The 24,833-nt window shown below is 69.6% G+C and carries 17 protein-coding genes and 1 pseudogene; 8 read left to right on the forward strand and 10 right to left on the reverse strand.

Annotation, left to right across the window (positions count from 1 at the left end; genetic code table 11):
• From QHF83_RS30415 to QHF83_RS30430, 4 genes and pseudogenes are all read right to left on the reverse strand, one after another.
• Positions 1–1,635 (reverse strand): annotated as a pseudogene (locus QHF83_RS30415) (hypothetical protein); the annotation flags it as partial.
• A gap of 375 nt (positions 1,636–2,010) precedes the next feature.
• Positions 2,011–2,622 (reverse strand): 30S ribosomal protein S4, encoded by a 612-nt coding sequence (gene rpsD, locus QHF83_RS30420; RefSeq protein ID WP_282421486.1) that lies wholly within the window; start codon positions 2,620–2,622, stop codon positions 2,011–2,013.
• A gap of 206 nt (positions 2,623–2,828) precedes the next feature.
• Positions 2,829–4,634, reverse strand: coding sequence for a c-type cytochrome (locus QHF83_RS30425; RefSeq protein ID WP_282421487.1), 1,806 nt, complete (start codon positions 4,632–4,634; stop codon positions 2,829–2,831).
• Between the two features lie 208 nt (positions 4,635–4,842).
• The gene (locus QHF83_RS30430; protein ID WP_282421488.1) at positions 4,843–5,253 is read right to left on the reverse strand and encodes a hypothetical protein; all 411 of its coding nucleotides are present in this window, start codon (positions 5,251–5,253) and stop codon (positions 4,843–4,845) included.
• Between the two features lie 753 nt (positions 5,254–6,006).
• On the opposite strand from QHF83_RS30430, the gene QHF83_RS30435 reads away from it, so the two are divergent.
• The 4 genes from QHF83_RS30435 to QHF83_RS30450 all read left to right on the forward strand — a co-directional run bounded on the left by QHF83_RS30435 (position 6,007) and on the right by QHF83_RS30450 (position 15,584).
• A complete protein-coding gene (locus QHF83_RS30435; RefSeq protein WP_282421489.1) occupies positions 6,007–7,653 on the forward strand; it encodes a hypothetical protein in 1,647 nt (548 codons plus the stop codon).
• A gap of 181 nt (positions 7,654–7,834) precedes the next feature.
• On the forward strand, positions 7,835–9,406 hold the full coding sequence (locus tag QHF83_RS30440; RefSeq protein WP_282421490.1) for a TolC family protein: 1,572 nt from the start codon (positions 7,835–7,837) through the stop codon (positions 9,404–9,406).
• Between the two features lie 450 nt (positions 9,407–9,856).
• The gene (locus QHF83_RS30445; protein WP_282421491.1) at positions 9,857–12,148 is read left to right on the forward strand and encodes a sodium/proton-translocating pyrophosphatase; all 2,292 of its coding nucleotides are present in this window, start codon (positions 9,857–9,859) and stop codon (positions 12,146–12,148) included.
• Between the two features lie 106 nt (positions 12,149–12,254).
• Positions 12,255–15,584, forward strand: coding sequence for an SNF2-related protein (locus tag QHF83_RS30450; protein ID WP_282421492.1), 3,330 nt, complete (start codon positions 12,255–12,257; stop codon positions 15,582–15,584).
• Positions 15,585–15,643: 59 nt separating this feature from the next.
• On the opposite strand, the gene QHF83_RS30455 is transcribed toward QHF83_RS30450, so the two are convergent.
• The 3 genes from QHF83_RS30455 to QHF83_RS30465 are packed head-to-tail and all read right to left on the reverse strand — an operon-like array spanning position 15,644 to position 17,506.
• Positions 15,644–16,309, reverse strand: coding sequence for a biopolymer transporter ExbD (locus tag QHF83_RS30455; protein WP_282421493.1), 666 nt, complete (start codon positions 16,307–16,309; stop codon positions 15,644–15,646).
• On the reverse strand, positions 16,306–16,869 hold the full coding sequence (locus QHF83_RS30460; RefSeq protein ID WP_282421494.1) for a biopolymer transporter ExbD: 564 nt from the start codon (positions 16,867–16,869) through the stop codon (positions 16,306–16,308). The genes QHF83_RS30455 and QHF83_RS30460 overlap by 4 nt, the downstream gene beginning before the upstream one ends.
• Before the next feature lie 10 nt (positions 16,870–16,879).
• Positions 16,880–17,506 (reverse strand): MotA/TolQ/ExbB proton channel family protein, encoded by a 627-nt coding sequence (locus QHF83_RS30465; protein WP_272427733.1) that lies wholly within the window; start codon positions 17,504–17,506, stop codon positions 16,880–16,882.
• A gap of 855 nt (positions 17,507–18,361) precedes the next feature.
• Between QHF83_RS30465 and QHF83_RS30470 the strand changes: the two genes are divergently transcribed.
• The 4 genes from QHF83_RS30470 (at position 18,362) to QHF83_RS30485 (ending at position 21,380) form a co-directional block, all read left to right on the forward strand.
• Entirely contained in the window at positions 18,362–18,982 is a 621-nt protein-coding gene (locus QHF83_RS30470) for a MotA/TolQ/ExbB proton channel family protein (RefSeq protein ID WP_272458863.1), read from the forward strand.
• A 193-nt stretch (positions 18,983–19,175) separates the two neighbouring features.
• Positions 19,176–19,733 (forward strand): biopolymer transporter ExbD, encoded by a 558-nt coding sequence (locus QHF83_RS30475; RefSeq protein ID WP_282421495.1) that lies wholly within the window; start codon positions 19,176–19,178, stop codon positions 19,731–19,733.
• Between the two features lie 16 nt (positions 19,734–19,749).
• A complete protein-coding gene (locus tag QHF83_RS30480) occupies positions 19,750–20,337 on the forward strand; it encodes a biopolymer transporter ExbD (RefSeq protein ID WP_282421496.1) in 588 nt (195 codons plus the stop codon).
• 89 nt (positions 20,338–20,426) lie between these two features.
• Complete coding sequence (locus tag QHF83_RS30485) at positions 20,427–21,380, forward strand: hypothetical protein (RefSeq protein ID WP_282421497.1); 954 nt, start codon at positions 20,427–20,429, stop codon at positions 21,378–21,380.
• An 11-nt stretch (positions 21,381–21,391) separates the two neighbouring features.
• Here QHF83_RS30485 and QHF83_RS30490 read toward each other — a convergent pair whose 3' ends face one another.
• From QHF83_RS30490 to QHF83_RS30500, 3 genes are read right to left on the reverse strand one after another with little or no spacing between them, the layout of a single operon-like run.
• The gene (locus tag QHF83_RS30490; RefSeq protein WP_282421498.1) at positions 21,392–22,654 is read right to left on the reverse strand and encodes a DUF4147 domain-containing protein; all 1,263 of its coding nucleotides are present in this window, start codon (positions 22,652–22,654) and stop codon (positions 21,392–21,394) included.
• Entirely contained in the window at positions 22,651–23,310 is a 660-nt protein-coding gene (locus tag QHF83_RS30495) for a hypothetical protein (protein ID WP_282421499.1), read from the reverse strand. Before QHF83_RS30495 ends, QHF83_RS30490 begins: the two co-directional genes overlap by 4 nt.
• Positions 23,307–24,644 carry an HD domain-containing protein gene (locus QHF83_RS30500; RefSeq protein ID WP_282421500.1) on the reverse strand — a complete coding sequence of 446 codons (1,338 nt, stop codon included), beginning with the start codon at positions 24,642–24,644 and terminating at the stop codon, positions 23,307–23,309. Before QHF83_RS30500 ends, QHF83_RS30495 begins: the two co-directional genes overlap by 4 nt.
• Positions 24,645–24,833 lie beyond the last annotated feature (189 nt).

Here is a 24,833-nt window from a genome sequence, read left to right on the forward strand (position 1 = left end):
CGCGGCCGAAGCGCTGCCCGCGGGCGCGGCCGACGCGCTCGCGGGCGGAGCGGCCAGGGCGCTGTCCGACGGCGCCGGCGCCGTCTCCGCGGTGGCCGGCGTCGGCGCAGCCTTCACCGTCTCCGTGGGCGTGGGCGTCGGCGTCACGGCGCCGCCCGTGTTTCCGGGCTGCGTCCCGCCGGGCAAGCCGCCGATCCAGCCCTTCTGCATCGCGACGAACGCACCCGCGCCGATGAGCAAGAGCGCCGCGGCGACGAGCAGCCACCCGGGCAAACCCTTCTTCGGCTCCGGCTCCGGCTTCGTCTCTTCCGGCTCCTTCGCCACGACGACCGGCTTCTTCTCCACCGGCGGCTTGGTCACGGCGACGGGCTTCTTCTCGACCTCGGGCTTCTTCGTCGGCAGCGGCGGCTTCGCGGCCGGCTTCTTTTCCGGCTCCGGCTTCGGCTCGAGCTCCGCGGCGCCGAGCTCGATCGAGGCCTCCTCGGTCTCGACCTCGGGCTTCTTGGCCGGCGCGGGCTTCTTCTCGGACTCGGGCTTCTTCTCGGGCGCGGCGGCCTCGATCTCGACGACGGCCTCGGGCTCGGGCTTCCTGACCGAAGCGGGCTTCTTCTCGGACTCGGGCTCCTTCTCGGGCGCGGCAGCCTCGACCTCGACGACGGCCTCGAGCTCGGGCTTCTTCTCGGGCTCGGGCTTCGCTTCGAGGACGGGCTCCGGCTCCTTCTCGGGCTCGGGCTTCTTTTCCGGCTCGGGCGGCCTCACGAGCGCTGCGACGAGCGCGGCGCTCGGCTTCGACGTCGAGGCGGGCTCGAACAGCTTCGTCGGCTCGGCGTCGTCGCCGTCGCCGTCCTCCTCGATCGCCGAGGGCAAACCGGTGCTCGTCGTCTCCGGCTTCTTCGCAGCGTCGGTCCCGATGAGGGCCTCGATCTGCTCCGGCGCGAGCGCGAGCGGCGCGGTGATCGCGTCGGTGTCCTGGAGCGGCGGGGGACGGGAGTCGCCGACCTCTTCGCCGTCGCCGACACCGGGCAGCGTCCTCTTTAGCTCGTCGACCGGCTTCGCGGCCGGCTTCGTGGCGATGGGCGTCGCGGCCGGCGTCGTGAGCTTCGGCATCGCGGCCCCGAGTCCGGTCTTGGCGGCGGGCGTCGCGGCAGGCGTCGTCGCGGCCGGCTTCGCGCCCGTGGTGACGGGCGTGAGCGGCTTCGGGCCGGGGATGGCCGCGGGTTTCGTGGCGGCCGGCGCGACGGCGGCAGGCTTGGCGGCCGTGGTGACGGGCGTGAGCGGCTTCGGACCCGGCACAGCGGGAGGCTTGGCAGCCGTGGTGACGGGCGCGGGTTTGGCCGGGGGCGTCCTCGGCGTGCCCTCCTTGAGGCCGGGCAGCGGAGATGCGATGGCCACGGCCTTCGCGGGCGCTTCCTTCGCGGGCGCCTCGTCCCAGAGGTCTTCGCTGATGTCGGGCTTCTTCGTGACGATCGGCGTCGCGGCCTCGGCGAGCGTGGGGATCGGGGCGCCGACCACGTCGTCCCCCGGCTTCACCGCGAGCGCGCCGATCCCGGCACGCTCGGGCCGGGGCAACGCGGCGTTCTTCTGGACCTTGTCGAGGAGCGCTTCCAGCGCCGCGATTCGTTGTTCGACGTTCACGCCTCGGGAGGATACCCAATCGCGCGGCTCCTGACGAGGATCCGACGGGATGCGCAAGAAACTTGCGTTTCGGGGGGCGTCGCGCCGGGGTTTCACCCCGGACCCCGACCAGGGGTTGTCCACCCCTGGACCCGGACCAGGGCAAGCCCTGGACGTGGGGCGACAGCGCGCGATGCGCGCTGTCGACAGGGAGAACGTCCCCAGCACGTGGGGCAGCGTTGCTGTCTTGGCTGGCGAGGAGGATCGTGGTCTTGCCACGGGCCCGTCGGAAAAACCGCGCATCGCGCGGTTTTTTCGCTTTCGGTCCAGGCCGTGCCTGGTCCGGGGTGCAGGGGGCGGACAGCCTCCTGCTGGGGTGCGGGGCAACGCCCCGCGTCAGAGACGGAGCGAATAGAACTCGACGACCCGCTGCACATCGACGGGGAACAACGCCGAGGAGGCGTCCGGCAGCGCCGTCACGGTGGCGTGGAACGCGGCCTTGTCGACGTTGAGCCACGAGGCGCGCTCCATCGTCTCGTCTGCGATCGCGGCGAGCACGTGCGGGTTCTTCCAGACCCTGGGCACGAGGGAAATCTTGTGTCCCTGGTCGACCCGGAACGACGCGATGTCGACACGTCGCCCGTTCACGTGCACGAAGCCATGGCTGACGAGCTGCCGCGCAGCCGGGATCGTGCGCGCGAAACCTGCGCGGAACACGACGTTGTCGAGACGCCGCTCGAGCAGCTCGACGAGCTTGTCACCGGGGGCGCCCTGGCTTCGCCCGGCTTCGACCATGAAGCGCCGGAGCTGGACCTCGGAGACGCCGTACCCGAACCGAAGCTTCTGCTTCTCGATCAGGCGGAGCTTGTACTCGGAGAGTTTGTGCCGCGCCTGCCCGTGCTGACCTGGCGGGTACGGACGTCGATCAATCTTTTTGCGCGAAAACCCCGGAAGATCGCAGCCGAGGGCGCGCATCACGCGAACGCGGGGACCTGTGTAGCGGCTCATGGAAACTCAGGCTACCGCCCTGATATGATAATGACAATGAAAATCGTTTTCATTTGCGGCGAGGACGAACGCGCGCCGCGACGAGCGCCGGAAAGACGTTCGTCGCGGTGTTCCGAGGGGTTTGTCGTGAGCGGGGAGGGGACGGGAGGCGCTCCGGATCCGGAGCTTCGTGGGCGTGAGACGTGGGGGCCGCGCCCCCACCGTTCTCAGAGCGTCTCGAGGTAGGCCACGAGGTCGTCGACCTGCGCCGGCGTCAGGTGCGACGTCACGCCGTGCTTGTCACCGCCGCCGCAGGCCGGGTTGAAGCGGTCGCGCAGCGTCGTGGCGCAGCCGTCGTGCATGAAGGGCGCGCGGTCCGCGATGCCCATCAGCGTCGGCACCTGGAACGCCTTGCCCGTGCCCACGTCGGCCCAGTCGTTGTTCGTCAGCTTCGCGCCGTTGTGGCAGGTCCCGCAGCCGACCTTCGCGTCGAAGTAGAGCTCCTTGCCGCGCTCCACCGCCGTCGCGTCCGCGATCTCGGCCTTCGGCAGCACCGGCTGCGCGTCGATCCAGCGACCGACGAGACGCGATTGACGCGGGCCGAGCGGCTGGCCGCCCATGCGGTTCACGAACACCTCGCTCATGATGTGGCCGAGGTCTTCCATGTCGCCGTCCCAGTGGAGCGGCGCCGTCGCCAGGATGCCGCCGCGGATCGACTGCGTCCGGCGCGGACCGATCGGGTTGAAGTTCCAGGTCCGGGCGTCATCCATCGCCTCCGGGTGGCACGACGCGCACGCGAGCGAGTTGAAGCCCGTCGCGCTCTGGTGGAACACGTCGTGGCCCGTGTCGCGGCGGCTCTCGCCGGGCAGCTCGATCGTCTGCTGCGTGTTCGGCAGGTAGATCGCCGCGGGCTCGCGCAGCTGCACGGCGAGCTCCCCGCCGCCCCAGTACTGCGCCGCGATCGGCTGGCCGGGCACCTGCTCGGCGAACGACGGATCGCAGCCCGTCGACTGGTTCTCCGCGATCGAGCTCCGCGTCGTCCGCAGGATCGCGTTGTTGCCGGCGGCGACGATCGTCACCTCGCTCTGGTTCGGGGAGACCGCGATGTCGACGGGCAGGGCCGAGCCGGAGAGCGACGCGCCGGCCAGGGTCGGGATCACGATGGGCACCGTCTCGTTGCCGGGCTCCACCTCGGTCACCGTCGTCTGCACGATGCTCCCGTCGCAGCCGCCGCCGCTGCCGTAGCCGCCGGGCTGCTCGATCACCACCGCGTTCGACGTCCCGCGCTGGTGCACCATGATCGCGCCGCCGCTCGGCCGCGACACCATGCGCCACGCCACGGCCGGCTCGAAGTGCGACTCCCCGCCGGTGAACGGATCGAAGCCCGTCACCTTGGCCGGCGCCTCGCGCTGCCAGACCTTGCCGTCCATGCCCACGACGAGCACCTCGGCCGAGCGGAAGCGGCTCACGAGCAGCTTGTCGCCTTGCACCACCACGTCGCGCAGATCGCGCTCGAGCTTCAGCACGCGCGTCGCCGCGCCGCCGCCCGCGGGCAGCGTCACGAGCTCACCCGACTGACAGGCCACGTGGAGGCGGTCGTTCTCGGCCTCGTAGGCGATGCCGCGCGGCGTCGCGCAGACCTGACGACGTTCGATCAGCTTGCCGCCGCCGGCCACGTCGATCGACGCCACGGCGCCGCCCGAGCGGAGGGCCACGTGGGCGCGGCCCTTGGCGTCGATCGCCACGCGCCCGGGCTCGTCGCCCTCTTCCAGCGTGACCTTGGCTTTCAGCGCGCGGGCTTCGAGGTCGACGATCCAGACCATGTCGCGGTCCGGGTCGGCGGCGACGGCGGTCTTGCCGTCATCTGCGATGGCGAGGGTGCCACCGGAGATGGCAGGCGGCGAGACGGCGGCGACGGCGATGTCCTTGTTGGGGATGAAGGTGTCGTCGATGCCTGAGCATCCGGCGGCGATGCTGGCGCCGGCGAGGGAGACGAGGAGCAAGGCGAGAGGGCGTCGAAGATGGGTTCGCATGAGGCCTCCGCGCTCCGCTTGGCAAATAAGAAGCCAAGCCTTGTCGAATTCTCGCCACTTCCAGTTCACGCTCCAACTGCGCGTGGAAGAAACGGAATCTCAATCGGGGTGCGGGGTTGCACTCCGGGGGGCGTCGCGTGCGCCCGTGAAGGAGGGTTCGCGCTGGGCGGGAAATGGTGTGCCAGCCGGCGCCGCTATGACGCGGATGTCACACCAGCTCGAAGACCTGGTCGAAGGAGTCGCCCTCCATGTCGACGTAGATCCGCTGGTCGGTGGCTTCGATGCCTTCGAGGCGCACGGAGAACAGGAACTTGCTCGCGCTCAGCGTCTCGGCGCCGCGGAAGCTCAGGGCGGCGCCGCCCGCGACGAGGCGGGCATCACCGGAGAGGCGGGGCGCGATGCGCAGATCGAATCGCTTGAGGGGGATGCGCAGCGCCGGGCCTTCGTTGAGGAAACGCGTCGCCTCGCCCTCGCGGTGGAAGACGGCGTTGCCCCGGGCCTCGAGCTGCTTTCGGACCTCGGGCTTCAATCGATCGCCCGCGACGCTCTCCACGATCGAGAGGAGCGGCACCTCGCCTCCGTCCCGCACGGCGGGGACCAGGGTTTCGAGCAACTTCACGACGGATGTACGTAGCTCCGGGCGCCGGTGGGACTGGACGGGCATCGATACCTCCAAGGCTTCGCTTCTCGATGTCGTCTGGTGAGCGAAAACGCAAACAGAATCGCGCGATATGTCGGAGGCGGAATCGAGGGACGCGAATGCGCCGAAGAGGGGTCGGCGTGTGCCGGAAGTGTTTTGGCGGAGCGCCAAAGAGAGGTGGGCGCGTCCGGAGGTGTCTTCGGCGGAGCGCCGAAGAGGGGTCGGCGCGTCCGGAGGTGTCTTTGGAGGGGCGCCAAAGAGAGGTGGGCGCGTCGGAAGGGGTCTTTGGAGGGGCACCAAAGAGAGGTGGGCGCGTCCGGGAGTGTCTTGGGAAGGGCGCCAAGCAGAGCGCCGGGCGGGCGGAGGGGGCCTTGGCGCGCGTCCGGTGGGATTCCGCGCAGTTTTCGCACGGATCCCGCGCGCGCCGGGCACGCCTGTCAGCCACGAATGCCGCGAATGCCGGCAAACCACGTCGCTCCGGTGGGGCCGCTCTCCAAAATAAAGCTGGAGGTTGGTAATGCGCAGCCCCGCAGCGTCCTGCCGTTCCCATTAAATATCTCGACGACGTCCCGGCTGCCTGTCATTCAATTGCCCGTGACCGACACCGATTGACGCGCCGGCCTCATTCGGCCCTTCCAGCGCGCACCGGCATCCTTCGTTTGGCCCTCGTCCTCGCGGCGACCGCGTCGGCCCGGCTCGGCCATTCGCACACCTCCTTTGAAAGGCGCACCCATGCACCGTTATCATTCCAATTCTTGTATTTCGCTTCTCGCCCTCCTCCTCGCCGCCTCCACGGCCTCGTGTGTCGCCTCCGAAGACGTCGTCCAGGATGACGAGATCGAGGCCGCCGAGAGCGACGTGGACGCCGTGAGCGATACGGCCGAAAGCGAGGCGAGCGACGAGGAGGTCGCGGAAGACGCCGTCACGACCACCGAGGAGACCGCGGAGAGCGATGAAGCCGAGAGCGCGCTCTCGTCGCCGCGCGCCGAGTCGGTGCGCCTCGTGCCGTCGCAGGGTGGCACCGGTAGCCAGCGCGTCAATTTCGCGATTCCCCTCGCCCCCGGCGAGCTTTTCGAGGAATCCATGGTTCGCGTGGTCCACGAGGGCCGCGACCTGCCCCTCGCGCGCCGCGGGCTCGCCCGTCACCCCGACGGGAGCCTCCGGAGCGTGCAAGTCCAGGTCGACGTGGCCGTGTCCGGCGAGACGGAGCTGCGCGTGATCGTGGGCGAGCGGTCGAGAGCAGGCGCGCTCTCGATGGTCCCCGTGCAGCAGACGCTCTGGGACGCGGACGGGACGAAAGGGCCGCGCGTGTATGCGCTCCTCTCGCCCCAGCGGCTCGCGAAGAGCGGCGTGATGGGCACGATCGCCCCGGAATCCGAGACCGCGGGCTCGCCGTACGACGGCTGGGCGAAGGTCTGCGATTACGATCGGCACGACGTCGACGCGTTCCTCCCGAAGAAGAGCGATCCCGCGGTCTGGCTCTACGATCGCGGCACCACGTTTTATCGGGGGTATGCGCGGCGGGGCGACGTCGGGACGCTCCGCACGGCCTACGCCGAGACCGCGCTTTACCGCGCGGGCATCTCCGGCAGCGGGAGGAACCTGGAGATCGGCATTCCCAGAAAGGCGAACGATCCCAAGTACCATTACAGCCAGAACCTCGCGATCCATTACCTCCTGACGGGCGACGATCGCTTCCGCGAGGCCGCGGAGAGCGTGGCCGATCGAATGGCCTCCATCTGGAAACCCCGGTACAAGGGGAGGGACACGGGCCTCTGGACCGAGCGCCATGCGGGCTTCTACCTGCTCGACATGACCTACGCGATGATGGTCTCCGACGATCGGAGCGCCCATTTCCAGGAGCTCGCCGATGACGCGGTCGACGCGTACCTCGACATCCAGGCGACGTATCCGCAGGGCTACGGCGATTCGAATGCCCGCTGCTTCGCGCACCACGCCGGCGCGCACGGCGAGGGGTACGGCTACTTCGGTTGCAGCCCCTGGATGAGCGCCATCCTCGCCGACGGTCTCGATCTCTACGCGAGCGAGCGCGGTGGCCAGCGCGAGAACCAGGTGCACGCGTCGATCGTGAAGCTCGGCCGCGCCATCGCGCGCGAAGGGATGGACAGCTCCGGCAAGCCCTACTACTTCATGGGCGAAGGCGGAACGGGCCGGGGCGAGGAAGACCCGGACGACGAGCACTGGGGTGAAGCCGCGTACGTCATGGCCATGGCCTACCACTACTCGCACGATGGCTCGCTGGCGAACGCCGTCGGCGATCTCGTGGCGAAGCTCCAGCGGCACGGTCGCGCGCCGCACATGCGGAGCTTCAACTGGCAGTGCCGCAGCGCCGTGGCCACGCCGGCGTACATGCGCTGAAGAAACGTCACGACCCGGGGGTCACGAATCCACGTGACCCCGGCGTGATGCCGCCCATGTAAAGTCGTGCAAGGATGCTTGACGGGAGAGGCGAGCGCCCATAAGTGACCGGCGGGTCAACATGACGTCCTCTGTCTCCCGCCTTGTGTCTTCGTCCTCGCCCCGCAGAGCCCACCGCGCCTTGACGGCGTGCACGCTCGCCCTGCTGCTCGGCGCGCCCGCCGCGGCCCTCGCGCAACCCGCGCCCGCCGCCCCCGCGGCCGCGCCCGCGCCGCCTCCCCCCGCCACGGATCGTATCGCCGAGGCCCTCGCGCCCCAGCCCGGAGGCTTGACCCCGGACGAGGCGGCGCGCATCGCGCTTCGCACCCGTCCGTCGCTCCGCGTCAAGCAGGCCGAGCTCCGCGCCGCCGCCGCGCGTGTCGATCAGGCGCTCCTCAACTACCTGCCGCGTGTCACCGTCGCCGCGGGCTACACGCGCCTCTCCCGGGTCCAGAACGTGCTCGGCGCGCCGTCGACCTCCTACGTCGGCACGAATCTGGACCCGGCGAACCCGCAGGTGATCCCCGTGCAGCAAGGGCCGCTCGTGTCGCAGCCGTGCCCGCCCCCGCTCTCGGGCAACTGCGTCACGGACATCGCGGGCACGCCGATCACCGCGGTGCAGACGCCGGCCTTTTCGTTCCCCGTCCTCCTGAACTCGTACTCGCTCACGGCGTCGATCTCGGTGCCGATCTCGGACTACGTGCTGCGCATCTCGCAGGGCTACGCGTCCGCCTCGCACGCCGAGAGCGCGAAGCGGATCGAGCTCGAGGCCGAGGGGTTGACGATCGCCGCGGACGCGAAGGTCGCGTTCTTCAACTGGGTCCGCGCCAAGGGCAGCGCCGTCGTCGCGAAGGAGGCCGTGGCGCAGGCCGAGGCGCATCTCAAGGACGCGAACCTCACGTTCCAGGCGGGGCTCATCTCGAAGGCCGACGTGCTGCGCCTCGAAGCGCAGGTCGCGTCTGCGCAGCAGGTGCAGGCCGACGCGGACGCGCTCGCGGCGCTCGCCGAGGAGCAGATCCGCGTCTCGCTCATGCTCCCGGCCGGCAAGCCGCTTACGATCGGCGTGGACGTGCTGCATGCGTCGGCGGAGCCGAGCACGGTGCAGCTCACGGCGCTGCAGGACGAGGCGCTCGCGCGGCGGCTGGAGATCCGCGCGCTCGACGAGACGGAGCACTCGCTGAAGAAGCAAGTCTCGCTGACACGCGCGGGTTACTTCCCGCGCATCGACGGGTTCGCCGAGGGGCAGTACCAGAACCCGAACCAGCGCGTCTTCCCGCAGACCGACGAGTTCCGGTTCACGTGGAACGCGGGCGTGCGGCTCTCCTGGACGATCAACGACACGCTCACGACGATCCCCGCCGTGACCGAGGCGCAGTCGCGCGTGGAGCAGATCGCCGCGCAGAAGGAGCAGCTGCTCCAGGGGCTCAAGGTCGAGGTCGCGTCGGCGTACGCGGAGCTCAAGCGCGCCGAGGCAAACATCGACGCGGCCGATCGGGGGCTCGCTGCGGCAGAGGAAGGGGTGCGTGTGCAGAACGAGCTCTTCCGTGCGGGTCGTGCGACGGGCGTGGCGCTCGTCGACGCCGAGGCCGAGCTGACGCGCGCGCGCTTGCGGCGCGTGGACGCGCGCGTCGGGATCCTCGTGGCCCGCACGCGGCTCGAACATGCGACGGGCCGCGACGTGGAAAAAGCTTCCAACGCGCAGAAGAACCCCTGAGAGGGGGGTCCACAGCGCCGCGCCGGGGTTTCACCCCGGGCCCGACCAGGGGCTGTTCGCCCCTGGACCCGAACCAGGGCGCAGCCCTGGACCTCAGGGGGAAGAACTGCGCGAAGCGCAGTTCTTCCCACAGGCCGGTAGGATCGCCTTGCCGGTTGAAACGTCAGCGCTGCTGTCTTGGCTGCCGCTCTTGAACCCCGGCTCGTTCGATGAACTGCGCATCGCGCAGTTCATCGACCCCGAGTCCAGCGCTTGCGCTGGTCCGGGTCCAGGGGTGGACAACCCCTGGTCGGGTCCGGGGTGAAACCCCGGCGCTACGCCACCACCCGACACGCGACGGGCTTGCCCTGACACGCGCATCGCGGTAGTGGACCTCCCGCGGCTCGCCTTCCCAGCGGGATGGGGTTCGTGTCGACGAACCCACGGGCGAATGGCCGCGATGACCTCCTCATGACCGAGCTCGCGCTCATCCTCGGCATCAGCCTGCTCGGCATCGGGTTCGCGGGCTACCTCGCGCGCTGGGTGCTCGGTTGCCCCACGGGGGAGGGGGACATGCCGCGCGTCGCGGCTCGGATTCGCGCGGCTGCCGTGTTCTTCACGAAGCGGCTGCGGGGCACCATCCTCGCTGTCTCGGCCGTCCCTGGCGGCGGCATCTTCCTCGCGTATGGCCTTGCTCGGCAGAAGCCCGAGGCCCAGGCGTTTCCGCCGCTCGAGCTCGGGGCTTGGCTCACGCTCTCCTTTGCCCTCGGCGTCGGCTCGGCCGTCGCGGCTGCGCAGGTCGCTGCCTGGACGGCCGCGCGCGCGAACGTGCGCGCGGCCAGCGGCGCCCGCCGTTCGCTCGACCATGCGCTGCAGATCGCCATTCGCGGCGGCGCTGTCTCGGGACTCTTTTCCGTCTCGCTCGGGCTCATCGGGCTCGTTGGCCTCTTCGCCATCGTCTTCGCGACCAAGGGCGGCTTCTCGGCCGAGCCCGGCGCTGCGCTGAAGCTCGCTCCCTCGATCCCGCTCGTCATCGCTGGTTATGCGCTCGGCGGCGCGTTCGCCGCGCTCATTGCCGAGCTCGGCGGCGGCGCCTTCGCCAAGAGCGCGGACATGGGCGCCGATCTTGCTGGCAAGGAGCTCGGATTGCCCGAGGACGATGCCCGCAACCCGGCCACGATCGCGGATCTCGCGGGCGACTGCGCGGGCGAGGGCGCGAGCAAGGCCGCGTCCGCGTTCGCGTCCACCGTGGCGGAGAACCTCGGCGCGATGCTGATCGCGGCCGCCGTCTTTCGCGGCAACGAGGGCATCCCGAGCGTCCTCTCGATCATGCTCTTCCCCGTGGTCACGCGCGCCTTCGGCGTCCTCGCCGCGATGTTCGGGGTGATGGTCGTGCGCACGGACGACCGCGAAGACCCGATGAACGCGCTCGCCCGGGGCCTCTTCGTCACGGCGCTGCTCGGCGCGGTGGGCACGGCGGGCGCGGCGAAGTGGCTGCTCGGCAAGCACTGGCTCCCGCTCTTCGGCGCGGCCGCCGTGGGCATGGCCGCCGGCATCCTCCTCCTCTTCGTGGCCCAGTACTACACGGAGAGCCGTTACCGCCCCGTCCGCGAGATCGCCGAGGCCGCGCGCGTCGGCCCGCCGCTCGCGCTCCTCCGCGGGGCCTCGGTGGGCCTCGAGGGCGCGCTCGCTCCGCTCGTGATCCTCGGCGCCGCCGTGGCGTCGGCGCACGTGCTCGGCGCCCGCACCGGCCTCGACGGCGGCGGCGCGCTCGGCATCGCCGTGGCCACGATGGGCCTGCTCGGCACCGCGGCTTATGCGCTCGCGATGGCCGGCTTCGCGCCGATCATCGACAGCGCGGGCGGGATCGTGGAGATGACGATCGGCCGCGAGCGCCCGGATGTTCGCGGCCGGACCGTGGTCCTCGACGCCGTCGGCAACACGGCGAAGGCTTTTACCAGGGCCCACGCGGGCGCGGCCGCGCTCCTCGCCACCTCCATGCTCGTGTCGGTCTGGCTGGACGAGGCCAAGCGGCGCCTGCCTGCGGGAAAACCGGCGGCGACGGCGGCGAACGCGCTCGCGGTGGGCCGGCCGGAGGTGTACCTCGGCGCGGCCGTCGGCATCGTCCTGGTCGTCTGGTTCGCCTCGCGGTGCATTGGCGGCGTATCGCGCGCGGCCAGGCGCGTGCTCGACGAGGCGCGCCGGCAGATCAACGCGCCCTCGTCGCTCGGGACGAGCACGGCCTGGACCCCGCCGCATCCGCGGGCCTCGCGGTCGAGCCAGTCCGCGGCGCCCGCCGCGCGGGGCGGGCTCGCGGCGCCCGACCTGGACGCGTGCGTGGAGCTCGGCAGCCGCGCCGCGCTCGGCCATGCGATCACGCCGGCCCTGGTCGCCGCCTCGGTGCCGATCGCGGTGGGACTGGGCTTGCGCTTCGCCGGAACGGAAGATAATCCTCTAGCCGTTGCCGACGCGGTCGCTGCCTTGATCCTGGCCGCGACGATCGCAGGCGTCCTGGGCGCGCTCCTGCTCGGCAATGCGGGGGGCGCTTGGGACAACGCGAAGAAGTACATCGTGACCGGGGCGCACGGCGGGCGGTACCTCGTCGACGAGACCGGCGCGCGGGTCGACAACCCGACGTACCTCGCGGCGGCCTCGGGTGACACGGTCGGCGATCCGCTGAAGGACGCGGCCGGGCCCGCGATCCACGTGCTCGTGAAAATGCTTCCCGTGGTCACGCTCGTCTTTTTGCCGTTCTTCGTCTAGCCCGCGCCAGAAGGGCGCCAAACCATCCGATCGACGCGCCCGCTCGCCGCGGGACAAACCCCCCCCATTCAACGTGCCGCCTCCGATCACCGACGCACTCTCCACCTTGAGCGACCGCGGGCTGCGCCGCTTGCTCGGCGCTCGCACGTTCCTACGCGGCCTCGAATACTTCCGAAGGCGTGTCGTCGAGGACATCGACGTCCAGGAGATGAGCGCGAGCGGCGTCGTCCGCGCGAGCGACTCCGAGCCGTACCCGGTGAAGGTCGAGCTCACGCCGGACGGCATCAAGTCGTACTGCTCGTGCCCGACGTTCTCGAAGGGGGGCCAGCACTGCAAGCACGTCGCCGCCCTGCTCATCACGCTGCGGGATCAGGCCCGCGGCTCGCAGCCGAGGCAGGGCCCCGTGCCCGCCCCGATGTTGCCGCAGACGGCGCACGCCGGCGGCGATGCTTTGAAGCGCGTGCGAAGGCGCGATCGACCGCGCGGCTCGCAGCCGCCGCTCGGTAGCCCCGGCCCGGGCGCCCCGATGGGGCACATGGGCGCAAGCGAGAGGACCTCGATGGCCGCGATGGGACCGCCCGGCTCGTCCGTGATCACAGCGCCGCAGCAAGACGCGACGGCGAAACAAACCGGCATCGGCGCGTGGCTGCCCCCCGAGGGGCTCGGCGGCTCGCGGCGCGTGGAGTTCCGCCTGCACGTCCGCCAGGGCGCGCTCACGGTCACGGTGCTCGACGCCGACGCGCGCGTGCCGATCCTGCCCTCGACGGCGCTCGCCTGGCAGGCGCTCTACCCGACGCCCGATCGCGACGCCCTGCGCCTCCTCGCCCGCTTCGAGAGCGGCAACCCGCGGCATCCCGCGGTCGACGTGCGCGGCGAGGACGTGGCCGAGCTCCTGCCCTTGCTCGAAGGCCAGCGCGTGCTGCTCGAGCCCGCGCTCATGCAGCTGCGCTTCGCCGAGGAGCCGCTGCGCCCGCGCTTCGACCTCGAGACCGTCGGCGGCGACACGATCATCGTGAAGGCGAGCTTCGAGCGCCCGACCGACAAGCGCCGCTTCTCGCTGCTCCAGGGCGGCTGGTTCGAGGGCTGGCCCGGCTGGCACGTCGACACGCAGGAGGGCATCGCGCGGCGCCTCGACAAACGCGTCTCGCCCGCCGCGATGCGCAGGCTCCTGCGCTCGCCCACGATCGGCGAGCCGATGCGCGACCTCGTGCGCCTGATCATGCAGGGCTTGCCGAAGGTCGCGCTGGAGGTCGGCGCGGAGCTGCCGGACCTCGCGCAGATCGCCGACGTCGTGGATCTGCCGCCGACGTTCCGCATGCGCGCCGGCGGCTCGCTCGTCGAGGCGCACGTGCAGCTCTACGCCGCGTACGGCGAGGAGGAAGTGCAGGTCCGCGCCGACGGCATCTCGCCGCCCGTGCTCATCCAGCCGCCCGAGGAGGGCATGAAGCGCGCGCGGTGCGTGCGCGTCGACATCGCGGCGCAGCAGGAGGCGGCGGCGCGCTTGCTCGGCCTCGGCCTCAAGCCCGACGAGACGGGCCAGGAGTTCGTGGCGAACGGCGACGCGGCCATCCGCTTCTGGAGCGACGGACTCGCGGAGCTGCCCGAGGACTGGGACCTCTTCGTCCCCGAGGATCTCGTCGACACGCAGGTCCGGCACAAGCCGCTCGGCGTCTTCGCCAAGGTCACGAGCGGCATGGACTGGCTGAACGTCAAGCTCACGTTCGAGAGCGAGGGCGTGGCCGTCGATCGCGACGAGCTCCGCCGCTGTCTCACCGAGGGCAAGCGCTACGTCCGCCTCGAGGACGGCTCGTTCGCGCCGCTCGATCCGGACACGATCCGCGCCATGCTCGACCGCGAGATCGAGCTCATGACCGCGGCCGGCCGCAGCGGAAAGCTCCCGCTCGCGCACGCGGGCCGCATCCAGGAGCTGCTCTCGCAGGTGGGCGGCTCGAGCGTGGCCCAGGGCGCGCGCGAGCTCTTCCACAAGCTCTCCAGCATCGAGGAGATCGAGAGCGCGAAGAAGCCCCGCGCGCTCAAGGCGACGCTGCGCCCCTACCAGGAGGCCGGCCTCTCGTGGCTCAAGTTCATCCACGACATCGGCTCCGGCGGCGTGCTCGCGGACGACATGGGCCTCGGCAAGACGGTGCAGACGATCGCCCTGCTCCTCAGCGTCAAGCAGGAGGAGAAGCACGTCAAAGCGCTGATCGTGGCCCCGACGAGCGTCGTGACGAACTGGGAGCGCGAGCTCGTCCGGTTCGCGCCGACGCTCCGGGTGGCGCTCTGGCACGGCGCGGATCGCAAAGACCAGATCGAGGAGGTCCAGGAGGCCGAGGTCATCATCACGAGCTACGCGCTGCTCCGTCGCGACGAGGAGTTCCTCGCGAAGCTCGACCTCACCTACGCGATCCTCGACGAGGCGCAGCACATCAAGAACCCGCTCTCCGCGACCGCGGCCGCCGCGAAGCGCCTCAAGGCGCGTCGGAGGCTCGCGCTCACGGGTACGCCGATCGAGAACCGGCTCTCCGAGATCTGGTCGATCTTCGACTTCGTCTCGCCGGGCCTGCTCGGCTCGCTCGACAAGTTCGAGGCGCGCCTGGCGCGCCCGATCGAGGCCGGCGACTACAAGACCGCCCAGCGCCTGCGCTCGATCATCCACCCGTTCATCCTGCGCCGCACGAAGCAGGAGGTCGCCAAAGACCTGCCCGAGAAGATCGAGACGGATCAGATCTGCGATCTCACGGGCGATCAGCGGTCGATCTACATGCAGGTGGCGCGCGAGGTGCGAGCCCAGGTGCTCGGCGAGGTGGAGCGCGTCGGCATCGCCAAGAGCCAGCTGCAGATCCTCGCGGGCCTCACGCGGCTGCGCCAGGCGGCCTGCGATCCGCGGCTGCTCGGCCTGCCGCGCGAGTTCTCGGACGAGGACTCGGGCAAGCTCGTGGCCTTGCGCGAGCTCATCGCGAACGCAGTCGAGGGCGGCCACAAGGTGCTCGTCTTCAGCCAGTTCGTGATGATGCTGAAGATCATCGAGCGAGCGATGAAGGAGGACGGCGTGCCCTACGAGTACCTCGACGGCTCGACGAAGGACCGCGCGGAGCGCGTGGAGCGCTTCCAGAACGATCCGACGGTGCCGGTCTTCCTGATCAGCCTGAAGGCCGGCGGGACGGGCCTCAACCTGACGGCGGCGGACACGGTCATCCACTTCGATCCGTGGTGGAACCCGGCCGTGGAGCAGCAGGCGACGGATCGCGCCCACCGCATCGGACAAACCCGCGTCGTGACGGCATACCGCCTCGTCGCGGAGGGGACGATCGAGGAGAAGATCCTGCAGCTCAAGGCGAAGAAGCGCGAGCTCGTGGCCTCGGTCCTCAGCGAGGATCAGGGCGGCGCGAAGAAGCTCACGAAGGCCGACGTGGAGGAGCTCTTCGCGGTGGATTGAACGCGGCCCTCGGGGGAGGGCAGGGAAGGGGCCCGCGCCGCGTCTTGCGGCCGCGGGCCTTACTTCTTCCCGCTCAGGATCATGAGGTGGTACTTGCCGAACTCGCTCTGGCCGAGGGTGTAGAGCACCTCGATGAGCAGCCGGTAGGGCGTGGTCTTGTCGGCGACGATGCGCGCCTCGGACGTGGACGGGTCGAGGCCCTTCGCCGCGCGGACGGCCTTGTCGATCTCGCGCGCGTGCTGCAGCGAGTTCGCGAGCGGCACGATGTAGAGGTCGTTCGGGCCGCTGCGCTTGTGCTTGGCTTCGATGCCCGACTGCGCGAGCTGCTCGCGGCTCGGCAGCGTCACGACGGGCGTGGACTCTTCGCCGACCAGGATCTGCGTCTTCGAGACGACCACGAGCACGCCCTCGTCGCTCGGCTCGCCGACCATCACGGACTGCGGCAGGCGCAGGTCGTCGGACTGCGGGATCGCGCCGGCCGACGAGGCGAGGCTCTTCAGCAAGAAGACCAGGATGATGGTCATCAGGTCGAGCATCGCCGTGATGTTGAGGAAGTCGATCTCGGGCTCGCGCGCGTTCTTGCGCTTCGCCTTCCGAAGGGCTGCCTTGTACTTGACGATGCTGCCCTTCTGGGCCTGCGCGGGACGCGGGCGCGGGGCGGGACGGGGCGCGTTCGGGCCGCTGTCTTGCCCGGGCTCGGGCTCGAAGGTCTCTTCGGTGTTCATCGCGCCACCCCGAAGTGCACGTCCGAGAAGAGCTCCTCTTCGCCGTCTTTTCGGAGCGCGTCCATCGTGTCGATGATCGTCCCGTACTCGACGCCCGGGTTCGCGGTGATCGTCACCTGGGTCTCCTCCTTGAACTCGGGGGCCGCGTTCTTGAGCCGCTTCGCGCAGCTCGTGACGGCGGCGAAGTCGTGCACGCTGGCCTCGCGCATCGGGATCGTGATGCCGGCGCCGATGCCCTGGCAGCCCGGGGCGACGTTGCCGCTCGAGGTCTTGAGCGAGATGCCCTGCGTCGTGATGAACGCCGAGAGGTTCAGCGCCTTCGTCGCCACGTCGCTCCGACCTTTGCCGCCGATCGCGGGTGGGGTCGTGTCGATCGAGGCGATGAAGGTGACCGAGACGCTGGCGAGCACGAACATCATCACGTTCGTGATGATGTCGAGGAAGGGCACGATGTTGAGCTCACCCGCCTCCTCGCCCGGCTCCGGATCTTTCGGCTGGGAAAGCCGCCGGATGCGCGATTTTTGCGAGGCGCTGAGCGGAGCGTCGTGGGTCTCGGCCATGGGCGACGCTCTAGAAGTTCGGCTTGGCGATCGTCAGCAGGTTGAAGACGCGCTCGGTGGTCGACTCCAGATCGTGCTGGATGTTCTTCGACCGCGTGTGGAGCAGGACGTGCGCGATCATGCAGAGCACGGCGATGCCGAGGCCGAACGCGGTGTTGTACATGGCCTCGGCGATGCCGTTCGAGAGCATCTGCTGCTTGACGGCGGCGGAGAGGCCGGGGGCCGAGATCGAGGCGAAGGTCTTGATGAGACCGCTGACGGTGCCGATGAGGCCGATCAGGGTGGCGATGTTCGCGAGGGACCAGAGGAGCGCGACGCGCTTCTCGACGGCGGGCTTGAGCTCGGAGAGCTTCTCGCTGAGGGCGGCGTCGATCTCGTCGGCGCCCTTGCTCGCCTGGGTGAGGCCGGCCTTGACGAGCTGCAGGATCGGGTAATCGCCGGCGTCGCAGAGCTTGATGGCGCGGTCGATGTTGCCTGCGACCACGAGCTTCTTGATCTGGGCGAAGAACTCCTTGGAGTTCACGCGGTAGCGATCGAGCTGGAAGTAGGCGCGCTCGATGATGACCGTCACCACGATCGCCGAGACGACGAGGTTCATCACGAGGAAGGTGGGGTTCTCCTTGATGGCCCCCCACATCCCGACCTCTCCTCCTTCGGACGCCAACATGAACAGGTGACGCATCCTCGCAGTCCCTTTCTCTCCCTACCAAGTCACCAAGAGCGCCACGCGCCGTGGTTATGCCCCACGCGCAAAAGTCGCGTTGGGGCGCGACTATAGCCGTCGCTCGATCTCTCAGGCAAGCGACAGACGGCGCGTGTGAGCGGTGCCCCCGCGGAACGGTGACGTGTGCTGGTTGGGCTTCGTCCGATGAGGCTGGATCCTTCCAAGTTCGTGGCGAACGTGCAGTGTTTACCGTGTAGCTCGCGCGATCTCGACCAAATGTTGCTTGACGAGAGAGGGTCTGAATCGCGAAGATGCCGGTCGCCTGGGCGATGAAGCTTCAACGAGGGCCGAATCGCGCTGGGTCGACGGAGACGATGATCCTCGGATACCGGCCATTTGCCCCGTTCGGATGCGGGCGGGTAGACTGGCCCCGGAACACGCGAGCTCGTGCGCGATCACGGGATCTCGTGCTCCATCCGGGATCGCCGCTGACGAAGACACCCGAGACGGAACGAAGCCAAACACCCTACTTGCGTTGGGGCGTGCGGCTCGGCTAGCGTCCTGGTTCGCTTGGATGCTTGGCCGAAGTCGTACCCCCCCAGCGATGCAACGAAGCGGAATTCACGCGGAGAGCAACGAGCGGGGCGCGGGGCGCGAGGCCGCGACGGCCAGCGCGATCGCACGAAGACCGTCGCAGTAACTGCCGCATTCGATCCGGAATGGCTTTCATGTAGAGTGCGACACCTCGGCCCGAGCGGACGCGAGGCAAGCTGGAGGACCTGACAAATGCACGCAGCGTACGAGCACTTCAAAGAAGGTGGATGGGGCATGTGGCCCATCTTGTTCTGGTCGATCCTCACGATCGGCATCATCGTGGAGCGCTCCATCTATCTGTTCGGCGCGTCGATCAACAAGGACGTCTTCCTCGCCACGATGCAGAAGTGCATCCTCGCGGGTGACGTGGCCAAGGCCGTCAAGATGTGCTCCGCCGCCAACGCGCCGCTCGCCCGCATCGTGCAGGCTGGCCTCGTGAAGGTGAACCGTCCGGACGAGGAAGTTCAGGCTGCGATGGACGAGGCCGCGCTCCGCGAGCTTCCGCGCCTCAGCAAGAACACCGCGTACCTCGGCCTCCTCGCGAACCTCGCGATGCTCTCGGGCCTCCTCGGCACCGTGACGGGTCTCATCATGGCATTCGGCTCCGTCTCCGGTGAGTCGATCGATCCGAGCCAGAAGGCGCGCGTTCTCGCGGCAGGCATCTCGGAGGCCATGAACTGCACGGCGTTCGGCCTCGCCGTCGCGATCATCGCCCTCATCGGCTTCGCCATTCTCAACGGCAAGACGCAGCACCTCGAGGACGACATCAACGAGGCGTCGGTCATGGTGCTGAACCTCGTCGTGACGAACCGCCAGAAGGTGAACGTCGCGGCCGTGGGCCAGGCGGCTGCCTGAAATCCACCTCCGGGGCGGCGCCTGCGCCCGCGCCGCCCCCGCCGTGATCTCGGGAGAAACTTTCACCCAGATCCGTTGTCGTACAAAGGGCAATACCCTGCCCACGAGGGCGGGCAACGGTAGCGTGTAGGGGGCGCGTCATGCGTCCCCATCGCAGTACGCTCGCGAGAGCGAGCATCGCAGGAGGCAGCCCATGGGTGGCGTAGACGTAGGCAGCGAGGGCGGCAAAAAGAAAGCGACGAACGCGGAAATCAACATGGTCCCGTTCATCGACCTGTTGATGTGCACGATCGCGTTCCTCTTGATCACGGCTGTGTGGGTCACGAACTCGCGCATGAACGCGGACGCGCAGGTGCCTGGGCCGCCGAACCCCGACAAGGAACTCACGCCGCAGACGCCCGAGAAGGTGCTGAATCTGCACATCGGCGAGAGCGATTTCGCGCTCGTGTGGAAGCAGGGCGCGACCGTCGTGAGCGAGGTGCGTGTCCCCAAGCCGCCGCCGAGTGACAGCGCCGTGATCCGGTATTCGGACCTCGCGAAGAAGATCGAGGCCGAGTGGAACAGCAACGGCAGCCATCGCGATCCGAGCGACAAGAAGCTCGATCAGGCGATCATGCACACCGACAACCGCACGCCCTTCAAGGAGGTCGTCGCGGTGCTCGACGCGCTTTACGCGACGAAGCGCAAGGTGAAGCTCCCCGAGGGGGACAAGGATCTGCCGGTCTTCAACATGACGTTCTCCGTCCGCTGAGCAAGGGAGACCTGAGATGGGTGGCCACGCCAAACCTCCGGCGAAACATCACAACCCGCACGCGCACGTCATCCACCAGCCTGGCCGGCGGTTGATGCACCACATCCCGCTGAAGTTCGTGTGGAACAAGGTAGCGGGACACGGCAGGCGGAGCGGCAACGCCGCGCTGAACCTGGTCAGCTTCATCGACTTCTTGATCACCACCGTCATCTTCCTCCTGATGTCCTTCTCGGCGTCCGGTGAGATCACGGTCGACAAGAACGTCAAGCTGCCGAAGGCCGAGAACGTCGAGGACATCATCGACGCGCCGATGGTCGCCGTGAACGGCAACCAGATCCTCGTCGACGGCACGCTCGCCGGCTCGACGCGCGCGATCGAGGAGCTCGGCCGTATGCAGAAGATCGACGAGCTCTTCAACCTCCTGAAGAACAAGCGCGAGCTCTGGAAGCAGGTGCAGCCGAACAAGCCGTTCCCCGGCGTCTGCATCCTCCAGGTCGACTCGAACGTGCCCGCGATCGTCGTGAAGAGCGTCTTCCAGACCGCTGCGTTCGCCGGTTACCCGAACGTCAGCTTCATGGTCGCCAAGCTCCCCAAGAGCGGCTGAAAGCTACCCCCATGCCGCCCAGCGCGGATGAACGACCCCGCGGCCTGCCCTCGCTGAACCAGTCCAAGCAGGATCGCGGGGCGGGCCGTATGCGGTGGCCCGCCCCCAAAGTCTGGGCCTGGATCGGCCTCGTGATGGCCGTCACGGTCATCTTCCAGTGGAAGTGGGCCCAAGGCCGCCTCGAGAGCGAACGAAGCGGCATCCTCGCCAAACAACGCGCCGTCGTCGCCGAGCTCGGCCCTCGCTGGTTTCCCCTGCGTGACCGGATCGAGCGCTGGACGGTCGACCTCGCGAAGGAGCCGTCCTCGGACGTCGTCGAGACGGAGATCCTCAAGGCCTGGAACTTCCGCGACAAACCCGGCATCTACCTCCGCCTCGACGCCGACCAGGCCACGAGCGCCGAGGCCATCCGCAAAGCCGCGAACGATTCGTTGCGGGATGGGTTCACCGCCTGCCTGTTCACGGCGGACAACAAGAACCAGCTCTCCGGCAAGGAGTGCAAGCTCACCCGCGACTGCGCCTTCGGCGAGATCTGCAACGAGCTCGATCGCTGCGCGCCGCCCGCGCAACCGTACAACCTGCGCGTCGCGTACCGAGCGATGCGTATCCTCTCCGAGGACTGGGTGCGGGAGGCGCAGGAAGCATCGGGTGAGCTGAAGTTGCGCGCGCTCACGAGCTTTTTCGAGGACGCGGTCCGCGACGACATTCCGATCGCGGTCGATCTGCTCACCCGCGCGCAGTACTTCGCCGTCGTCCTCGACGAGACGCCGCCGAACTTTCAGGTCCCCGCGGGCATGTCGAAGTCCGAGGCCCTGCGCGCCGTGCCCCACGCGTCGCGCGTCGGCATCTGGCGGCTTTCGGACAACAAGCTGGTCCTCCGCATCCGCCGTTCGCCCGAGGTGGAGCTCAAGATGGCCGGCGCGCAGCTCGACGAGCGTGTCGTGAACGCCCAGAAGCGCCAGGCCTTGAGCTGCGCGCTCGCGAATGCCGTCCGCGACGCGATGGGCGATACCCAGGCGGGTGTCGTCCCGCCCGAGCCGTAAAACGCGCTCTCTCAGCTTTCCGAAAAACCCCGCGCCAGGATGTGCAGATCCGTGAGGTTCTGCCCCGTCGGGCCCGTTTCGATCGCCGTGCCGAGGGCGCGGTGGATCGCTGCATCGTCGTAGCCGGCGAGGGCGGCGTCGATTCGCGCTGCATCGAAGTCACCCGCCGCGCCGGAGCTCACGACCGCGCCCGCGGCCGACGAGCTTCCGTCGGTGCCGTCCGAGGCGCCGCAGAGGAGCGCGACGCCCGGCGGGAGTTTTTTCAGAGCGGCCAGCGCGACCCAGCCCGCGCGTCCGCCGCGTCCACGCACGGCTGGTAAGGCGAGCGTCGGCTCGCAGGCGACGACGATCGCGTTGCCCGGGGCGAGGGCCGCGGCCTGCGCGAGGCGCTTCTCCACGACGTCACGCGCGTCCCCGCCTTCGGGTGGCTCGATCCGGACGGAAAAACCCCGAGCGGAGAGGTTCGCGGCGGCCGCGCGGGCGAAGTCCTCGGGGCCGGCGAGCAAGCGGGCTTCGGTGCGCGTGGGAAAGGGTTTTTCCGTGGTGTCGTCGAGGTAGGGCGCGAGGCGCGCGGCGAGCTCCGCCGGCGCGTATCGGGCGAGCGCGGCGCGCGCTTCGGTCGCGGTCGTGGGATCGGGGACCGTGGGGCCGGAGCCGATGTCGTGGAGCGCTCCGCCGACGACGTCGGAGAGGGCGAGCGTCTCCACGAGCGCGGGCGCGGCCGCGGCGGCGAGGCGTCCGCCCTTGATGCGCGAGAGGTGGCGGCGGACGAGGTTCACGTCGTGGATGGGCGCGCCGCCTTCGAGGAGCGCGCGGACGACGCGGCGTTCGTCCTCGAGGTCGAGCCCGGGCGGAGGCAACACGAGGAGCGCGGAGCTGCCGCCCGAGATCAACGCGAGGACGCGATCGTCGGGGCCGAGGCCATCGACGTGCGCGAGGGCCGCGTGGGCGGCTGCGACGCTGCGTTCGTCGGGGACAGGGTGCGCGGCGTGGAGGACGACGGGCGAGCCGCGGAGCTCGAGCCCACGAAAGTCGATGGGCGCGCCGTCGACGGTCACGACGAGCGAGGCTTCGATGCAATCGCCCCAGCGGGAAAGGGCGCCCCGCGCCATCGCGCCGGCCGCTTTGCCCGCGGCGAAGAGCCGTACTCGCGCGCCCTCGGGAGGCCGCGGGGGCAAGGCCTCGGCGACGAGGCGCGCGGGGTCGAGCGCGGCCAGGCTTTCGAGGAAGACCTCGGCGAGGATGCGCCGCAGGGCCTCCTCGGCGGCGCTCATCGCGCGAGCCGATCGGCCGCGTCCACGAGGTGAACGGGCACGATGTGCCGCCAGGCGAGCGTGACCGAGAGCTGCGCGCCCTGGTCGATCAGGCGGAAAGGCCCCGCGTCGGCGAACGCGGTTGGCCGGACGCGGAGCGCGCCCCGCACGCCGAGCACCGGCCCCGTCGCGGTGGCGAAAAACGGGATGCCGATCCCCATGGAGAACTCGAACCCCGGCTCGGAGCCGAACGTGCCTCCGCGCGGCGCTTCCCAGAAGGCGCCCATGCCGAGGGCGAACGAGTCGAGGATGAGGTCGAGGCGCGCGGGCCCGTGCTCCAGGTTCGTCGCGAAGCGGCCGAGGTAGAGCGGCTCGAGCACCACGCCAGCCGCGATCGATCGCGTGACCGCTGGGCCGTCCGTGCCGAGGGCGTCCGTGTAGTGCACGTACAGGCCCGCCGACGAGAGGTACAGAAGGGACGCGTGCGCGGCGAGCGCGGGGCCTCCGCGGGCGAAGGCAGCGCCGGCGCCGATGCGCATGTCGAGGTCGCCGTCGAGGCGCCCGTACACGCCGTCGGGCCCGTCGTCCTCGGCGCGCGCGGGCGCGGCCGAGCATGCGAGCATGAGCAGCGCGGCGAGGCCCGCGCCGCGCGCCGAAGAGACGCGCGCGCGGTTCAACGGACGAACGCCTCCCGCATCGCGTCGCGCAGCTCCGGGGCGAAGATCAACCGGCAGCGGGTGAGCGTCTCGTTGCGCAGACGATCGAGCAAGAACGAAACCTCCGACGGGGGACGGGGTCTGCCTTTGGGGAAGACCACGTGCAGCGAGTCGTCCTCGGCATACGGCGTGTCCGTCGCGACGTCGAGGCCCACGTAGAGGTCCGGATCGAGCCCCCGTTCCTCGGCGATCGCGCGCGCGGTGGCGAGCGCCTTCGTTCGCGCCTCGTCGTCGATCGCGCCGAACGCGTGGCTCGTGGATCCCTCGTCCTCCCCGTGCGCCTCCGGCGAGAGCTCGATCGTCTTGAAGAGCGAGCGCGCGCGGAGCCTCCGGCAGAGATCACTCAGCGTCGGGTCCTTCGCCTCCTCCCACGCGTGGATGGCGCCGAGCAGGACCTGGTCGTCGAGATCGAGGTACTGCTCGAGCGTGGGTACGTCCCCGGCGGCGACGGCGGCGATCGCGGGTGGCAGGACGGGCAAGCGCGTGCCATCCACGACGAGCGCGAGGGCACGACGGAGGATCGCGCCGATCATCCACTCCGCCGCGCGCGTGGCTTTGTGAAAGTAGACCTGCTGGAACATGAAGTAGCGCGCGAGCAGGAACGACTCGATCGCGACGATGCCCTTCTGCCCGTCGATGGCGAGCGAGGGCGCGTGGTGGCCGGGTGGGCCGCTCGGCTCGCTGAAGCGGAGGCTGCGGAGCAGCCATGGCAGGTCGTAGTCGCCGTAGCGCACGCCTGTCGCGTGTGCGTCGCGCAAGAGATAGTCGCAGCGATCGACGTCGAAGGTGCCGCTGACCGCGCGCGCGAGATAGGGCAGCTCGTGCTTGCCCGCGACGAGATCGGCCACGCGTCGCGGCAGGCTCGGGTCGTCCTCGGCGAGGATCTGGTGCAGCTCGCATGCCGGGTCGAGCAGGATTCGGGCGGTCCAGGTCTCGTGCTCGACGGCGCCTGGCATCGCAGCCTCGAAGAGATGCGAGAGCGGTCCGTGCCCGACGTCGTGGAGCAGCGCCGCCGCGATGGCATCGCGCGCGCGTTCGCTCGTCACGCGTTGCCAGAACGGCAGCTCTCGATCGATCTGCCTGAGCCGCACGAGCAGGAGCTTCATCACGTGCGCGGCGCCGATCGCGTGCGAGAAGCGCGTGTGCTCCGCGCCCGGATACGCGAGCGAGGTGAGCCCGAGCTGGCGGATGCGCCGGAGCCGTTGCATCTCTCGTGCGCCGAGGAGTCGCGGCACGATCGAGTCTTCTTCACTTTCGAACGCGACGAGCCCATGCACCGGGTCACGCAGGATCACGCTTGTCCTCCAGGAATCCATCGTAGTCCCGCATCGCTTGTCCGGCATCTCCTGCGCGCGTCGGGAGTTCCCCGACGCCTTCGATCACGCTCGAAAAATTCCCGGAAAAACCCATGTCGAAATCCAGTCGTGGTAGCAGCGGAGCCCATGCAGGTCGGCGCGAGATGCGCACGAAAACGGCGCGAAGAC

The organism is Polyangium sp. 15x6 (assembly GCF_029960785.1).
Lineage (GTDB): Bacteria > Myxococcota_A > Polyangia > Polyangiales > Polyangiaceae > Polyangium.

What these genes read in the sequence shown, in the direction of transcription:
- rpsD (WP_282421486.1), bottom strand. Translation starts at nt 2,622, where the DNA reads ATGAGCCGCTACACAGGTCCCCGCGTTCGCGTGATGCGCGCCCTCGGC.
- QHF83_RS30425 (WP_282421487.1), bottom strand. Translation starts at nt 4,634, where the DNA reads ATGCGAACCCATCTTCGACGCCCTCTCGCCTTGCTCCTCGTCTCCCTC.
- QHF83_RS30435 (WP_282421489.1), top strand. Translation starts at nt 6,007, where the DNA reads ATGCACCGTTATCATTCCAATTCTTGTATTTCGCTTCTCGCCCTCCTC.
- QHF83_RS30445 (WP_282421491.1), top strand. Translation starts at nt 9,857, where the DNA reads ATGACCGAGCTCGCGCTCATCCTCGGCATCAGCCTGCTCGGCATCGGG.
- QHF83_RS30455 (WP_282421493.1), bottom strand. Translation starts at nt 16,309, where the DNA reads ATGAACACCGAAGAGACCTTCGAGCCCGAGCCCGGGCAAGACAGCGGC.
- QHF83_RS30460 (WP_282421494.1), bottom strand. Translation starts at nt 16,869, where the DNA reads ATGGCCGAGACCCACGACGCTCCGCTCAGCGCCTCGCAAAAATCGCGC.
- QHF83_RS30465 (WP_272427733.1), bottom strand. Translation starts at nt 17,506, where the DNA reads ATGTGGGGGGCCATCAAGGAGAACCCCACCTTCCTCGTGATGAACCTC.
- QHF83_RS30470 (WP_272458863.1), top strand. Translation starts at nt 18,362, where the DNA reads ATGTGGCCCATCTTGTTCTGGTCGATCCTCACGATCGGCATCATCGTG.
- QHF83_RS30475 (WP_282421495.1), top strand. Translation starts at nt 19,176, where the DNA reads ATGGGTGGCGTAGACGTAGGCAGCGAGGGCGGCAAAAAGAAAGCGACG.
- QHF83_RS30480 (WP_282421496.1), top strand. Translation starts at nt 19,750, where the DNA reads ATGGGTGGCCACGCCAAACCTCCGGCGAAACATCACAACCCGCACGCG.
- QHF83_RS30485 (WP_282421497.1), top strand. Translation starts at nt 20,427, where the DNA reads ATGCGGTGGCCCGCCCCCAAAGTCTGGGCCTGGATCGGCCTCGTGATG.
- QHF83_RS30490 (WP_282421498.1), bottom strand. Translation starts at nt 22,654, where the DNA reads ATGAGCGCCGCCGAGGAGGCCCTGCGGCGCATCCTCGCCGAGGTCTTC.